13 protein-coding genes are annotated in these 14,939 nt (G+C 71.8%); 5 read left to right on the top strand and 8 right to left on the bottom strand.

Translation table 11 applies throughout. From position 1 onward, the window contains the following. The first annotated feature begins 47 nt into the window (after positions 1 to 47). On the top strand, positions 48 to 995 hold the full coding sequence (locus tag ACW5E8_RS07890) for a homoserine kinase (protein ID WP_456964913.1): 948 nt from the start codon (positions 48 to 50) through the stop codon (positions 993 to 995). 254 nt (positions 996 to 1,249) lie between these two features. Here the strand turns inward: ACW5E8_RS07890 and ACW5E8_RS07885 are convergent, their stop codons facing one another. Next, positions 1,250 to 4,441, bottom strand: coding sequence for an efflux RND transporter permease subunit (locus ACW5E8_RS07885; RefSeq protein ID WP_456964912.1), 3,192 nt, complete (start codon positions 4,439 to 4,441; stop codon positions 1,250 to 1,252). A 3-nt stretch (positions 4,442 to 4,444) separates the two neighbouring features. Further along, on the bottom strand, positions 4,445 to 5,551 hold the full coding sequence (locus tag ACW5E8_RS07880) for an efflux RND transporter periplasmic adaptor subunit (protein WP_456964911.1): 1,107 nt from the start codon (positions 5,549 to 5,551) through the stop codon (positions 4,445 to 4,447). Positions 5,552 to 5,636: 85 nt separating this feature from the next. On the opposite strand from ACW5E8_RS07880, the gene ACW5E8_RS07875 reads away from it, so the two are divergent. The 3 genes from ACW5E8_RS07875 to ACW5E8_RS07865 all read left to right on the top strand — a co-directional run bounded on the left by ACW5E8_RS07875 (position 5,637) and on the right by ACW5E8_RS07865 (position 8,462). Further along, positions 5,637 to 6,293, top strand: a complete 657-nt coding sequence (locus ACW5E8_RS07875) for a TetR/AcrR family transcriptional regulator (RefSeq protein WP_456964910.1) — start codon at positions 5,637 to 5,639, stop codon at positions 6,291 to 6,293. A gap of 130 nt (positions 6,294 to 6,423) precedes the next feature. Beyond that, entirely contained in the window at positions 6,424 to 7,077 is a 654-nt protein-coding gene (locus ACW5E8_RS07870; RefSeq protein WP_456964909.1) for a protein-L-isoaspartate O-methyltransferase family protein, read from the top strand. A 29-nt stretch (positions 7,078 to 7,106) separates the two neighbouring features. Next, positions 7,107 to 8,462, top strand: a complete 1,356-nt coding sequence (locus ACW5E8_RS07865) for a TolC family outer membrane protein (RefSeq protein WP_456964908.1) — start codon at positions 7,107 to 7,109, stop codon at positions 8,460 to 8,462. A 12-nt stretch (positions 8,463 to 8,474) separates the two neighbouring features. On the opposite strand, the gene waaA is transcribed toward ACW5E8_RS07865, so the two are convergent. Further along, on the bottom strand, positions 8,475 to 9,779 hold the full coding sequence (gene waaA, locus ACW5E8_RS07860) for a lipid IV(A) 3-deoxy-D-manno-octulosonic acid transferase (RefSeq protein WP_456964907.1): 1,305 nt from the start codon (positions 9,777 to 9,779) through the stop codon (positions 8,475 to 8,477). A 66-nt stretch (positions 9,780 to 9,845) separates the two neighbouring features. Here waaA and lpxL point away from each other — a divergent pair, with 66 nt between their 5' ends. Continuing rightward, a complete protein-coding gene (gene lpxL, locus ACW5E8_RS07855) occupies positions 9,846 to 10,751 on the top strand; it encodes an LpxL/LpxP family Kdo(2)-lipid IV(A) lauroyl/palmitoleoyl acyltransferase (RefSeq protein WP_456964906.1) in 906 nt (301 codons plus the stop codon). On the opposite strand, the gene ACW5E8_RS07850 is transcribed toward lpxL, so the two are convergent. From ACW5E8_RS07850 to ACW5E8_RS07830, 5 genes are all read right to left on the bottom strand, one after another. Then, positions 10,745 to 12,118, bottom strand: a complete 1,374-nt coding sequence (locus tag ACW5E8_RS07850) for an O-antigen ligase family protein (RefSeq protein ID WP_456964905.1) — start codon at positions 12,116 to 12,118, stop codon at positions 10,745 to 10,747. The two genes, lpxL and ACW5E8_RS07850, sit on opposite strands and share 7 nt — an antisense overlap. Beyond that, on the bottom strand, positions 12,102 to 13,232 hold the full coding sequence (locus ACW5E8_RS07845) for a glycosyltransferase (RefSeq protein ID WP_456964904.1): 1,131 nt from the start codon (positions 13,230 to 13,232) through the stop codon (positions 12,102 to 12,104). Before ACW5E8_RS07845 ends, ACW5E8_RS07850 begins: the two co-directional genes overlap by 17 nt. Before the next feature lie 25 nt (positions 13,233 to 13,257). Then, on the bottom strand, positions 13,258 to 13,452 hold the full coding sequence (locus tag ACW5E8_RS07840) for a zinc-finger domain-containing protein (RefSeq protein ID WP_456964903.1): 195 nt from the start codon (positions 13,450 to 13,452) through the stop codon (positions 13,258 to 13,260). A 66-nt stretch (positions 13,453 to 13,518) separates the two neighbouring features. Further along, on the bottom strand, positions 13,519 to 14,298 hold the full coding sequence (locus ACW5E8_RS07835) for a pirin family protein (RefSeq protein WP_456964902.1): 780 nt from the start codon (positions 14,296 to 14,298) through the stop codon (positions 13,519 to 13,521). After that, a complete protein-coding gene (locus ACW5E8_RS07830) occupies positions 14,295 to 14,885 on the bottom strand; it encodes a malonic semialdehyde reductase (RefSeq protein WP_456964901.1) in 591 nt (196 codons plus the stop codon). The genes ACW5E8_RS07835 and ACW5E8_RS07830 overlap by 4 nt, the downstream gene beginning before the upstream one ends. Between the last annotated feature and the right edge of the window lie 54 nt (positions 14,886 to 14,939).

Raw genomic sequence — 14,939 nt, 5'->3', positions numbered from 1 at the left:
CCGAAACCGGGACTGCCGGATGGGGCGCCGGATGGGACAATCACCGCATGCCCCTGCACCCGCTACAGGCCCGCGCCTTCGCCCCCGCAAGCGTGGGCAACATCGGCGTCGGCTTCGACCTGCTCGGCCACGTGATCGAAGGGCCGCGCGATGTCGCCACCGTGCACCTGATCGACGAACCCGTCGTACGCGTGGACGCCGTGCGCGGCCGCGTGCGCGGAATCGAGGGCATCCCCCTGGAGCCGGCCGCCAATACGGCCGGACGCGCACTGATGTCGCTGCGCGAAGCGCTGGAGCTTCCCCACGGCTTCGCGATCGAACTCGACAAGGGCATCCCGCTGGGTTCTGGCCTCGGCGGCTCGGCGGCCTCCTGCGTAGCAGCCCTCGTCGCGGCCAACGCCCTGCTGGACGCGCCGCTGTCGCGCGAAGCGCTCTACCCCTTCGCACTGGAAGGCGAATGGGCCTCGACCCACAGCCGCCAAGGCGACAACGTCGGCCCGATGCTGGTCGGCGGCGTCGCACTGGCCACGCAGACCCGGCTGCTGCGATTGGACGTACCCGACTGGCTGCACTGCGTGGCGGTGCAACCCGACCTGGTGCTTGAGACACGGCACGCCCGCGCCGTACTGGCCGAACCGTACCCACTGCCGCAGGTCGTGGCGCATTCCACCCACCTGGCCCTGTTCCTCACCGGACTCGCGCGCGCCGACGCCGCACTGATCGCCGAAGGCCTGCGCGACGTCCTGGTCGAACCCAGGCGCGCCTCCCTGATCCCCGGCTTCGCCGCCGTGAAGCAGGCGGCGCTGGGCCACGGCGCACTTGGCGCCTCCATCTCCGGCGGCGGTCCCAGTTGCTTCGCCTGGTTCGCATCCCGCGCCGAAGCCGAGGCGGCTGCGCCCGCGATGGTCGCCGGCTTCATCGCCTCCGGCTACGCCGCGCAGGCCCACGTGTCACCCGTCGCCGGCCCGCGCGCAGAGCTGGTCGAGGTGGATTGAATCCAGGCTGGCGGGGGCGAGGAGCAAGGCAAGGGCGCGAGCGAAGGCGAAAAGGGGAGCAAGCACCCTCAGTGCAGCCGGCTCTGCTTTTCCCCACGGCCTGCGGTGAGGCGCCGCGAGGCGGGTTGGGGGGGTACGCAGTGGGCATAAAGGCCCGCGAAGCGGGACAGCCCACGGAGTACCCACCAACCTGCCGTACCGCGCGCTTCCGGGCGGGAGATCCCGGCCAGACCGGATCGCAGCTATAGCTGCTCCTACAGGGGGCCTTGGTTGGCAGGAATCGGCTCGTCGCGACGCACCCGGAACCACGCCGCGTACAGCGCCGGCACGAACAGCAGCGTCAACACCGTCGCGACCGTCAGCCCACCCATGATCGCCACCGCCATCGGCCCGAAGAACACACTGCGCGACAGCGGCACCATCGCCAGGATCGCCGCCAGCGCCGTCAGCACGATCGGCCGGAAACGACGCACCGTGGCATCGACCACCGCATCCCAGCGCGCATGCCCGGCATCGATGTCCTGCTGGATCTGGTCGACCAGGATGATCGAATTGCGCATCACCATCCCCGCCAGCGCAATCGTGCCCAGCAGCGCGACGAAGCCAAACGGCACCCGGAACACCAGCAGGAACAGCACCGCACCGATCAGCCCCAAGGGCGCCGTCGCGAACACCAGCGCACTGCGCGAAAAGCTCCGCAACTGCAGCATCAAGAGCGTCCACACCGCGAACAGGAACAGCGGCATCCCGGCCTTGATCGAATCCTGCCCACGCGCGGAATCCTCCATCGTGCCGCCGGTCTCGAGCAGGTAGCCCGGCGGCAGCACCGCGCGGATTCCCGCGAGCGTCGGCAGGATCTCCGCCACCACGCTTGCCGGCATCGCGTCGCCGCGGACATCGGCGCGCACGGTCACCGTCGGCAGGCGGTCGCGATGCCAGATGATGCCGTCCTCGAAGGCGTATTCCAGACGCGCCACCTGCGCCAGCGGCACCGGCTTGTCGTCGGCACCGTGCACGACCAGGCTGCCCAGTTCGGCCAGCCCCGTGCGCTCGTCCAGCGGACCGCGCATCAGCACCTCGATCAGCTCGTTGCCCTCGCGGTACACGCTCACCGCCTGCCCCGACAGCGACGCCGACAGGAAGCGCGCCAGCTGCTGCGAGTCAACGCCCAGCACCCGCGCGCGCTCCTGGTCGATCACCAGGCGCACAACCTTGCTCGGCTCGTCCCAGTCGAGGTTGACGTTGGCGACGTGCGGATTCGCGCGCACCTGGTCCGCAACGTCGCGCGCGATCGCACGCGCCTGGTCGGCATGCTCGCCCGAGACGCGGAACTGCACCGGATAGCCCACCGGCGGCCCGTTCTCGAGCCGCGTGACGCGCAGTTGCAGCTCCGGGAACAGCGGCGCCACGTCGTCGATCAGCCAGTCGCGCAGCACCTCGCGGGCCTCGACGTCGCGCGCCAGCACCACGAACTGCGCGAGGTTGGTCTGTGGCAGCTGCTGGTCCAGCGGCAGGTAGAAGCGCGGCGAACCGCTGCCGACGTAGGCGACGTGGTTGTCGATCCCGGGCCGGTCGGCCAGGAGCGCCTCCAGCCGCATGGCGGCATCGGAGGTCGCACGCAACGAGCTGCCTTCGGCGAGCTCGAGATCGACCATCAGCTCCAGGCGCTGCGAGTCGGGGAAGAACTGCTGCGGCACGAAGCGGAAGGCGAGCAGCGACAGTGCCAGCAGGCCGACGGTCACGATGATCACCAGCCAACGATGCACCAGGCACCAGTCGAGCACGCGCCGCAGGCGACGATAGAACGGCCGCTGGTAGGGATCGTGGTCATGCGCACGCAGCTCCGGCGGCGCCAGCACGAATGCGTACTGCGGCCAGCGATCCACAAGCCGCAGGCGCCAGGCGCGATGGCGCGCGGCAAGCGAGCCCGGACGCGGCGGCGTCGGCTTGGCAAAGTCCGGCAGCATCCTGTCGCCCAGCCACGGAATAAAGAGCACCGCCGCCACCCACGACACCACCAGCGCGATCGTCACCACCTGGAACAGCGAGCGCGTGTATTCGCCCACCGACGATGCCGCGGTCGCAATGGGCAGGAAGCCGGCGGCGGTCACCAGCGTGCCGGTGAGCATCGGGAAGGCCGTGTGCGACCAGGCGTAGCTGGCCGCGGTCAGGCGGTCGTCGCCCTGCTCCATGCGTATGGCCATCATCTCGACCGCGATGATCGCGTCGTCCACCAGCAGGCCCAGCGCCAGCACCAGCGCGCCCAGTGACACCTTGTGCAGGCCGATGCCGAACCAGTGCATCGCGGCAAAGGTCATCGCCAGCACCAGCGGGATCGACACCGCCACCACCAGGCCGGTGCGCAGGCCGAGCGAGAAGAAACAGACCAGGAGCACGATCACCACCGCCTCGGCCAGCACCTTCACGAACTCGCCCACCGATTCGCGCACGGCCGCGGGCTGGTCGGAGACTTTGCGCAGCTCGAGCCCTATCGGGAGCGTGGCCTGCAGCCGGGCGGCCTCGGCTGCCAGCGTGTCGCCCAGGGCGAGGATGTCGCCGCCGTCGCGCAGCGCCACACCGATGCCGATCGCGTCCTCGCCCATGAAGCGCATGCGCGGCGCCGCCGGATCGGCATGGCCACGGCGCACTTCGGCGATGTCGCCCAGGCGCAGGGTGCGGTCGCCGGTACGCACCGGCAGCGCGCGGATGTCGTCGATCGAGCGGAAGGCGCCGTCCACGCGCAGCTGCACGCGGTCGGTCGCGGTTTCCACGAAGCCCGCCGGCGCGACCGCGTTCTGCTGCGCCAGCGCCTGCTGCAGCGCCGCCATCGGCACGCCGAGGTTCGCCAGGCGCGCGTTGCTGGCCTCCACCCAGACCTTCTCGTCCTGCAGGCCGATCAGCTCGACCTTGCCGACGTCGGGCAGCCGCTGCAGCTCCAGTTCGATGCGCTCGGCATAGTCCTCGAGCACGGCGTAGTCGAAGCCCTCGCCGGTGAGCGCGTAGATGTTGCCGAAGGTGTCGCCGAACTCATCGTTGAAGAACGGACCGATCACCTCCGCCGGCAGGGTCGCGCGGATGTCACCGACCTTCTTGCGCACCTGGTACCAGAGCTCCGGCACGTCGCGCTGCGGCAGCGAGTCGGTCGCCATGAAGATCACCTGCGACTCGCCGGGCCGCGAGTAGGAGCGGATCATCTCGTAGCGGCCGGTCTCCATCAGCGCGCGCTCGACGCGGTCGGTGACCTGGCGCGCGACCTGGTCGGCGGTGGCGCCCGGCCACATCGTGCGCACCACCATCGCCTTGAAGGTGAAGGGCGGATCCTCCGACTGCCCCAGCTGCTTGTACGACCAGGCACCGACCAGGGCCGACACCAGCATCACGTACAGCACCAGCGCGCGGTTGCGAAGCGCCCATTCGGACAGGTTGAAGCGGGAAGGCGCGCTCATGGATCAGGGCCGGGGGGCGTCCGGCGCCACCGGCCGGTTGTCGCGATCGACCGCAGCCACGCCCTGGCCGTCCTGCAGCAGGTGCCCGCCCGCGACCACGATCCAGTCGTCGGCGTCGATTCCCGCCGTCACCGGCACGCGCTCGGCGCCGAAGTCCCCGGCCTCGATCGCCACCGCGCGCACGCGGCCCTGTTCGAACACCCAGACCGACGCCGCGCCGTCATCGCCCCGCTGTACCGCGGACAGCGGCACCGACAGCGCAGGGCCCTCGCGCGCGGCGATCACCTTCGCGCTTTGTCCCAGCGCGACGCGCGCGCCCTCGGCGGCGTCGAGCGCCACGCGCGCGGCGTAGGTGCGCGTGTCCGGGTCCGCGGATGGCGAGATCTCGCGGAAGCGCCCCTGCAAGCGGTCACCGGGCGCGTTCCACAGCTCCACCTCGACCACCTGGCCCACGGCGTACTCCGCAAGCGCGGATTCCGGCAGCGCGATCGCCACCTCGCGGCCGTCGTCGCCGGCCAGGGTGAACACCGCCTGCCCGGCCGCCACCACCTGCCCGGCTTCGGCCTGGCGACTGGCGATGACGCCGTCGGACGGCGCGCGCAGTTCGGCGTAGCCGGCCTGGTTGCGCGCGACCTCGACCTGGGCACGGGCGGCGCGGACCTCGCCGTCGGCGGCACGCCACGCGGCCTCCTGGGCATCGAGCGTGGAACGGCTGACGAGTTGGCCTTCGGCCAGCGCCGCGTAGCGGGCGCGGTCGGCGGCCGCGCGCGTGAGCTGCGCCTCCGCGGCCGACAGCCGCGCCTCGGCGGCGCGGGCCTGGGCGTCGAAATCGCCGGGATCGATCACTGCCAGCAGTGCGCCCTGCGTGACGCGGTCGCCGACGTCGACCTCGCGCCGCATCAGCTTGCCGCTGACGCGGAACGCCAGCGGACGTTCCTCGCGGGCGCGGATCTCGCCCGGGAAGCTGTGGGCGGCGCCGGAGCCCGGCTGCGGCTGTGCGACCAGGACCGGGCGCGCGGGCACGCGATCGGGTGCTCCGCTGCCACACGCGGAAAGGGCCAACACGAGTACCACGCTTGCGATCCAGAGGTTCCCGCGCGAGCCTGCCATGGTGCTGCTCCTGAGCTGTGGGCTGCGGCCCGGTACGGAGCAGCGAATGCTATATTTACCAAACTCTACGGTCTAGTATTTGCCGATGTCCATGCCTCCCGACAGCCAGCCGGCATCGCGACCGGCACCAGGCCGCCCCAAGGACCTCGCGAAGCGCGCTTCCATCCTCGAAGCCGCCGCATGCATGTTCCTGGAGCACGGCTTCGAGGGCGTGAGCATGGATCAGATCGCCGCGCGTGCCTGCGTCTCCAAGCTCACCGTCTACAGCCACTTCGGCGACAAGGAAGCGCTTTTCATCGCGGCGGTGGAGCATTACTGCCAGCAGCAGGTGCCACCGACGCTGTTCACCCCGGCCTCGGGCCAGCCCCTGCGGCCGCGCCTGGCCGGCATCGCGCGGGCGGTGTATGCGCTGATGGTGTCCCCCGAAGCGATGTCGGGCTTCCGACTGATGTGCGCGCCCACGCGCCTGGGCTCGGCGCTGCCGGAACTGTTCTGGAACGCCGGCGCGGGACATCTGCAGGCCGGTTTCGCGGCGCTGCTTGCGCGGCGCACCGCCGCCGGCGAGCTGGCGGTCGACGACACGGCACGCGCGGCGAGCCAGTTCTTCGCCCTGCTCCGCGGCGACGTCCACCCACGCTTGCTGATGGGTGTCGACGTGCCGCCCGACTTCGACGTCGACGCCCATGTCGAAGCCACGGTGGATCTTTTCCTCGGCGCCTACGCCGTCCGCCCGCGGCCCTGAACCGGCCGCCGACCGGCCCGGTGACTTCCGGCACTCAAGCCGTTCCGCGCCCGCGGCGATGCTGTCACGGCCAAACCCGCCAATTCACCGTAAAATGGCCGGTCCACCCGATCAGCCAGGCCCCGACACCATGACCCTCGATTTCGCCAAAGCCCGTGAAGCCATGGTCGAGCAGCAGATCCGCCCCTGGGAGGTGCTGGATGTCCGCGTGCTCAACGTGCTCCTCCGGATGCCGCGCGAGGCCTATGCGCCCGACGCGCACCGCGCGCTGGCCTATGCCGACGTCGCGCTGCCGCTGGCCCATGGCGAATCGATGATGAAGCCGGTGCTCGAAGGCCGTGCCATGCAGGCACTGGCGCTCGGAGGCTCCGAGGACGTGCTCGAAATCGGCACCGGCAGCGGCTTCCTGGCCGCTTGCCTGGGCCGCCTTGCGCGTTCGGTGACCACCATCGAGCGCCACGCCGACCTCGCGGCCGGCGCGCAGGCCACGCTGCTGGCGCAGGGCGCCACCAACGTGTCGGTCGAGCACGCCGATGCCTTCGCCTGGGAACCGGGTCGCCAGTTCGACGCCATCTGCGTCACCGCCGCGGTGGATGCCGTGCCGGAGCGTTTCCTCGGCTGGCTGCGTCCGGGTGGCCGCATGTTCATCGTGCGCGGCCGCGCACCGGCGATGGAGGCGGTGCTGGTGCACGCCGACGTCAACGGCCCGCGCATTGAATCGTTGTTCGAAACCGAACTCGCCTACCTGGCGGGCGCGGCGCCGGTCCCGGCATTCGCGTTCTGATCGCCCCGCCCCTACAAGGACTCCCCCTGATGATCCGTCGCCCCCTCGCCCTCGCACTCCTCCTCGCCCTCGTGCCCGCCGCGGCATCGGCCGAAGACCTGCTGCAGACCTACGAGCTGGCGCGCAGCAGCGATCCGCTGCTGGCGATCTCGGAGAGCAACCGCGACATCAGCCGCGAGGGCCGCGTCCAGGCCCGCGCCGTGCTGCTGCCGCAGATCAACGGCAGCGCATCGCTGAGCCGCAGCTACGAGGCCGGCTTCGACGGAGACGCGCGCAGGCGCAGCGTCGGCGTGGACCTCAGCCAGACGGTATTCGACCTCGGCGCGATCTCCAACCTGCGCGCGCAGCGCGACCTGGACACCGCCGCCGGCTTCGATCTCGACGCCGCCAACCACGAACTGATCACGCGCACCTCGGCCGCCTACTTCAACGTCCTGGTCGCGATCGAGACCCTGGCCGCCTCCGAAGCCGCCGAAGCCGCGCTGCAGAAGCAGTACGACTTCGCGGACAAGCGCCTGGAGGTCGGCCTGGCGCCGATCACCGACGTCCACGAGGCGCGCGCCCAATACGACGCCGCGCGGGCCAACGCCATCCTTGCGCGCAACGCGCTCGAGGACGCCTACCAGGCCTTGGCCGAGATCACCGGCCGCCCGGTGCGCGAGCTCCGCGCGCTGCCCGAGGATTTCCAGCCCGAGGCCCCGAAAGCCGGCGGCCTCGATCGCTGGCTCGCAGCCGCCATGGAGAACAACCCGTCGCTGCGCGCCGCCGAGTACAGCGTCAGCGCCGCTGAGCACGGCGTCACCACCGCCCGCTCCGGCCACCTGCCGCGGCTGACGCTTGGCGCCGGCTACGACAACGGCGCGGCCTGGGGCGACCTCGGCACCGGCGGCGGCGCCGGCACGACCACGGGTGAGGGCCACAGCGTCGGCCTCACCCTGACCGTGCCGATCTTCGCGGGCGGCGCCACCCAGTCGCAGGTCCGCCAGGCGCTGTCGCGCCGCGACATCTCCGAGCAGCAGTTCGAGCAGTCGCGCCGCGCGCTGGACCGCAACACCCGCAACGCCTACCAGACGGTGGTGGCCGGGGTCAGCGAAATCGAAGCACGCCGACAGGCCCTCATTTCGGCACGCAGCGCCCACGAGGCCTCGCAGGTCGGCCTGGAGGTCGGCACCCGCACGGTGGTCGACGTCCTGATCAACCAGCAGAACCTCTTCAACGCAGAGCGCGAGTACGCGCTGGCGCGCTACAACTTCCTGCAGAACCGCCTGCTGCTGGCCCAGGCCGCGGGCACGCTGAGCATCGCCGACGTGCAGGAGATCAACCGCCTGCTCACCGTCGACGCCGCCACGCCGCCGACGCAGCCGGGCACCAGCAGCAACGGCTGAGCACCGCCGCGGTCACGCCGGAGGCAGCTCCGGCGCGATCATCGACAGGGTCCGTGCCAGCGCGCCGCGGCCCTCCTGCACCAGGCGCAGGCCTTCGGCCGACATCGCCGCACGCGCGGCATCGTCGCCCAGCAGTTCGCCCACCGCGTTGCCCACGGCATCGGTATCGACGCCGATGCGCAGCGCGCCGGCTTCGTCCATCCGCCGTGCGATGTCGACGAAGTTGTGCAGGTGCGGGCCGGTCACCACGGGCACGCCCAGGGCCGCGGGTTCGAGCAGGTTGTGCCCACCCACCGCCTGCAGGCTGCCGCCAACGAAGGCGACCTGCACGCAGGCGTAGAAGTGCACCAGCTCGCCCAGGGTATCGATCACGAAGACATCGTCGCCGCCGTCCGGCCAGCGGGTGAGCTTGCGCGTGGCCACGCGCCAGCCGGCTTCGACGCAGGCCTGGGCCACGGGGCGGAAGCGCTCGGGATGGCGCGGTGCCCACAGCAGCAACAGGTCGGGCCAGCGCTCGCGCAGCCGGCGATGGATGGCGATCACCGCGGCCTCTTCCTCGGGATGGGTGCTGGCGGCGATCCACGCCGGGCGCCCGCCGCTGTGCTCCGCGAAGGCAGCCGCGGTACGGCGCGCCGCGTCATCGACGGTGATGTCGAACTTCAGGTTGCCCAGCACCGACACCGCGTCCGGGCTCGCGCCAAGGCGCACGAAGCGCGCGCCATCGGCGTCCGACTGCGCCGCCACGCGCGTGAGCGTGCGCAGCGCGCGGCCGATCAGCGGGCGCAGCGCGCGGTAGCCGCGCAGCGAGCGCTCGGACAGGCGCGCGTTGACCAGGTAGGCGGGGATGCCGTGGTCGCGACAGCAGAACAGCAGGTTGGGCCAGAGCTCCGTCTCGAGCACCAGCGCCAGCCGCGGGCGGAAGTGGTCGAGGAAGCGACGCACGGCACCCGACAGGTCGTAGGGCAGGTAGACATGGTCGACGCGCTCGCCCCAGAGCGCACGCACGCGCGCCGATCCGGTCGGGGTGATGGTGGTGACCAGCAGGCGCAGGTCGGGCCGCTGCTCGAGCAGGGCATTGACCAGCGGCGCGGCGGCATTGACCTCGCCCACCGACACCGCGTGCACCCAGACGCAGTCCGCAAGCGGCGGCGCGCGATAGGCCGCGTAGCGCTCGCCCCAGCGTTCGAGGTATTCGGCCTGGCGGAAGCCGCGCCAGATCAGGTGGTACACGGTAACCGGCACCAGCAGGTAGAGCGCCGCCGAATACAGGCCGCGCAGCAGGCGTTCGACGGCGCGGTCACGGGGGGCTGCCTCCATGCCGCAAGGATAGCGAAGCCGCCGTGGCAGCGGGCGCATGCATCGCCCCCACCGTAGAATCCCTGCATGGCCGAACATCCGGAAAAACCGCCGCTGGGACCGCGGCACTGGCCGACCTGGCTGGGAATCGGTGCGATGGCGCTGCTCGCGCGCCTGCCCTGGCCGCTGCAGCGTGCACTGGGGCGCGGCATCGGCGGACTGCTGCGGCGCGTGCTGCCGTCGCGCCAGCGGGTGGCCGCGCGCAACCTGGAGCTTTGCTTCCCCGGACTCGATGCCGCTGCGCGCGAAGCGCTGCTGCGCCGCCACTTCGCATCCATCGGCATCGGCCTGTTCGAGTTCGCCCGCGCATGGTGGGGTTCAGTGGCACCGCTGCGCCGCGGCCTCGTGGTCGAGGGCCTGGAGCACATGCACGCCGCGCGCGCAGATGGCCGCGGCGTGATCGTGGTCAGCGGCCACTTCACCACGCTGGAGGTCTGCGGACGCCTGATGTGCGATTACGCGCCGCTGGCCGGGATGTACCGGCCACATGCGCAGCCGGCGATGGAATGGGCGGTGCGCCGTGGACGCATGCGTTACGCCGCGGCGATGTTCCCCAAGCAGGACCTGCGCGGCACCGTGCGCCATCTCAAGCGTGGCGGCCTGCTCTGGTACGCACCCGACCAGGACCCGAGCCGCGGTGAAAGCGTGTACGTGCCCTTCTTCGGCCAGCCCGCGCACAGCCTGACCTCGACCCACCAGCTCGCGCGCATGTCGGGCGCGGCGGTGCTCTTCTTCCAGCACGCGCGGCGCGAGGATGGCGGTTACACCCTGCGCCTTTTCCCGGCGAGCGCGGACTACCCCTCGCGCGATGCGACCGCGGACACCGCCGAGGTGATGGCCGCGATCGAAACCATGGCGCGTGCGGCACCGGAGCAGTACCTGTGGATCCACCGCCGCTTCAAGCGGCAGCCCGACGGCAGCTCGGCCTACTGAGGCGAGGGCATCGGCGGAGCCGGTTGGGCGGGGACAGTGTCCGCGGGCCCCTGGCCCGCGCGCGCCAGCAGGCTGCCGGCGTAGAGCGCGGCCAGCATCAGGGTCAACGCGCCCCAGAAGGTCGAATAGAAGGCCAGATGGGTGTTGAGCGGGAACACCGTCACCAACAGCGCCAGCATCGCCGGCCGTGCCCGTTCGCGCGCCGCTGCGCTCGCGTAGCGCCAGGCGCGCAGCGCGAGTGCCGCGCCGGCCAGCCACAGCAGCAGGCCGAGGATGCCGGTTTCGCTCAGCACCTCGAGCACGATCTGGTGCGCGTGCAGCGCCGGTCCTTCGCCCCAGGCGGCCACCGCGCCGTCTTCCGGATCGCAGGCCGGGAAGGCCTCGCGGAAGCCGCGCACGCCGACGCCGTTCACCGGGTGCTCGCGCGCCATGCACAGCGCCGCGCCCCAGATCCGCGCGCGTCCGGACAGCGCGGCATCGACACCCGTTTCGTCGGCCTGCAGGGCATGCGTGGTCCGCTCCAGGCGTCCGCGCACCTCGGGTGATGCCAGGCCGATCGCCACCAGCAGCGCCACCCCGGCGGCGAACACCAGCAGCAGCCGCCTCCAGCCGAGCAGCCGCCAGCCCGACAGCAGCAGCACCAGGGCATATGTCAGCCAGGACGCGCGCGAGCCGGCGAACACGACCACCACGCCGATCGCCGCGGCCGCGAGCACCCAGCCGGCCGTATGCCAGCGCCGTCCCGCCGCGTAGAGGGCGAACGGCGACAGGCTGGCCAGCACCAGGCCGAGCTTGAGGTTGCAGGGACCGAGCACGCCGCCCAGGCGGTCGGCCGCGGCCAGTTCGTCGAGGTTGCACATCGGCCGGCCGCTGATCGCCTGCTTGGCGACATCGATGCCCCAGAACAGCGGGCTGGTATCGAAGGCCACCTCGACCAGCGCGTCGAGCGTCCAGACGGCAGCGATCACCGCCAGTCCGGTGAAGGTCAGGCGCCGGCCGCGGTCGTCGGCGACCGCGATCGCCACCAGCCATAGGAAGGGCAGGTAGCGCAGGTCGGCCGCGGCTTCGCGCAGCGCGCGCCCGGCATCGACCGAGCCCACCGTCGACAGCAGCTCCGGCAGCCAGTAGGCGAAGAACAGCACGCTGGTCAATGCCCACGCCGGACCGCTGAGCAGCTGCGCGCCGCCGCGGAAGCGCGTGGCCATCAGTTTGATGAGGGCCGCAAGGGCACCGAGCACCATGATGCCCTCGGCGTAGCCCGGCGCCGGCCACAGGGCAACGAAGGCCAGCACCCAGTGCGGCGCCCAGCGCCAGCCGGCGGCGGACACGTGCGGCGCCGGCGGCGCGATGTCAGCGGAGTTCGTCATAGACCGAAAGCGTGGCGTCCTGCATGGACCGGAGCAGATAGCGGGCTGGAACCATCGCGGGAATCGTAGCCGGAAGCGATCCGTCGCGCGCGAGCAGTGCCTGTGCACGGGCGCGCAACGTGGCGGCGTCGAACGCGGGCACGGCCCCCGCAGGCTGCAGTTCGTGCAGCAGTTCGCCGACGCCGCCGTGATCCCAGCCGAGCACCGGGCGCCCGACGGACAGGGCTTCGATCACGGTGCGGCCGAAGGCCTCGGGCTTGCGCGAGAGCTGCAGCACCAGGTCGCAGGCGGCATACGCGGCGGCGATGGCGGACGTGGGTGGCGTGATCGCCACGGCGTCGGCGATGCCCAGCGCCACGGCGCGCGATTCGAGCTCGGCGACGTAGGCCGCGCGCGCGGGATCACGCGCGCCCGGCATCCACAGGCGTGCGTCGCAACCGTCGGCGCGCAGCGTGGCCAGCAGGTCGAGCGCATCGGCGTGCCCCTTCAGGCGGGTGCCGCGTCCGGGCAGCAGCAGGAGCGGACCGTCGCCGCCCAGGCATGGCTCTGCAGCCGCCGCAGCCGCGCGGGCGGCGCGGCCAGGCAGCGGCTCACGCGGGAATTCAGCGGGATCGATGCCGCGCGGGATCACCCTGAGGCGGCCGGACGCGGTCCGCGGATAGTGGCGCAGCACGTGTCCGCGGACGGTGTCGGACACGCAGATCACCCGCTCGCCGCGGGCCATGACCTGGCTGTAGCGCGAGGGCGAGTTGAGACCGTGCACCGTGGTGACGAACCGCGGACGCGCATCGGCGGGCAGGCCGCGCAGCGCACGCCAGCCGATCCAGGCCGGCAACCGCGAGCGCGCGTGCACGATGTCCACGCCCTGCTCGACCAGCAGCCGCCGCAGCGGACCCACCAGGCGCAGGGTCGCCAGTGACTTGCGGCCGATGTCGAGTTCGACGTGCTCCGCGCCGGCAGCGCGCAGCGCCGGCAGCAGGCGTCCACCGGCGGACACCACCAGCGCGCGGTGGCCAGCCGCGACCAGGGCTGCGGAGACTTCCAGCGTGGAACGTTCGACGCCGCCCGACTCCAGCGCCGGGAGCAGCTGCAGGACGGTCAGCGGCCGGAGCATGCGCCGGCGGCGGGCCGAGCCGGGCTCAGTCGACCAGGACGAAGTGGGCGCCGCAGTAGGGGCAGTCGGACTGCCCACCTTCGGTCTCGATCGGCAGGTACACGCGCGGATGCGAGTTCCACAGCGCCATCGACGGCAGCGGGCAGCTCAGCGGCAGGTCGGCGCGGCGCACCTCGTACCGGGTCTGGGCGTTGGCGGGCTGCGACTGGGCGGTGGACATCGTGGCGTGACCGGGGAGTTGCGGGAATAGGCACAGTTTACCGCGCCTGCGCGCGTCTGGCCCGGGTCAGGCGGGCAGCTGGAAAAGCAGCACCCGGGCCGTCGTCGGGGCGGCGCCGACCAGCGCGACAGGCGTTCCGGCGCCCTGCACCGGCCAGCCGAGGCCGTCGCCGGCGGCAAGCTGCACACCGTCGACGATCACGCCGCCGTCGAGCACCTCGAGCCAGCAGCGGCCAGCACTGCCGGCGGGGAGGGCCAGGATGGCACCGGCGTCGACGCCTGCACCCATGATCCGCGCCCGCTGGCGCAGCGGCAGGCTGTCCCCGGCACCCGCGGCGGCCGCGAGCGTGATCCAGGCGTCCGCGTCGGCCGACGACTCACGCGCGACGGCCTCGGACACACCCGGAAACCCGCCGGCACGCACCTCCAGCGCCGGCGCCGCGTTCACCCGATCCGGCTGCAGCCAGCACTCCAGGATCTGCAGCGATGCCGTGGCCGATGCATTGGCCAGCCGCGACGCCATACCATGGCCGGATCCCATCCACACCATGCCGCCCGCTTCCAGGCGGTGGCGGCCGAGATCGCCGCAGTCGACGTCCAGCACGCCGTCCAGCACCAGTACCAGCCGCTCCATGTTGGCCACGCGGCCGTCGTCGCGGGCGGCGCCGGGCGCCCAGGATTGCCGCGACAGCACGCGCAGCACGCCCCAGCCCATCCAGTCGCAGTCGATGTCGCCGCCGCGCGAAAACGCCTCGGTCGCTTCGATGCCGTCGCGGTGCCAGCGTCCGCGCGCGGCGGCGGGACGCAGCGCCGGCGCGCCCGCCGCATGGCCGGGTCCCGCACTCATTCGATGCGCGCGGCCTCGTCGAACGGCAGCCGCGGCGAGCGCGGGAACAACTGCGCCGGATCGCCCTGGCCGAGGTTCACGAGGATGTTGGAGCGCACCGCCGTGCCCTTGAAGAAGGCCTCGTCAACCAGGGCGTTGTCGAAGCCCGTCATCGGGCCGCAGTCCAGGCCCAGGGCGCGCGCGGCCATGATCAGGTAGGCGGTCTGCATGCTCGAGCCGCGCAGGCCGACGCGCTCCAGGCGCGCCTCTTCGGCACCGGCAAACCAGGAGCGCGCATCCGTATGCGGGAACAGCACCGGCAGCTTGTCGTAGAAGGCCATGTCGTAACCCACGATCACCGTGACCGGCGCCGCCAGGGTCTTGTCGCGATTGCCGTCGCTCAACGCCGGCGCCAGCTTCGCCTTGGCCTCGGGCGAGCGCACGAAGACGAAACGCGCCGGGCAGGAGTTGGCCTCGGTCGGGCCGAACTTCAGCAGGTCGTACAGCGCGCGCAGCGTGTCGTCGCCGACCTCGCCACCGATGGCGTTGTGGGTGCGGGCTTCGCGGAACATCTGGGCAAGCGTGGCGTCAGGCAGCGCGTCGGACATCAGGATCCCTCGTGGTTCGATGACAGAAGTCCGCAGTGTAGAGTCCCGGCGATG

The organism is Luteimonas sp. A649 (assembly GCF_054072735.1).
Note: the sequence above shows the minus strand (reverse complement) of the source record. Positions and strands in the feature narration are given on the sequence as shown.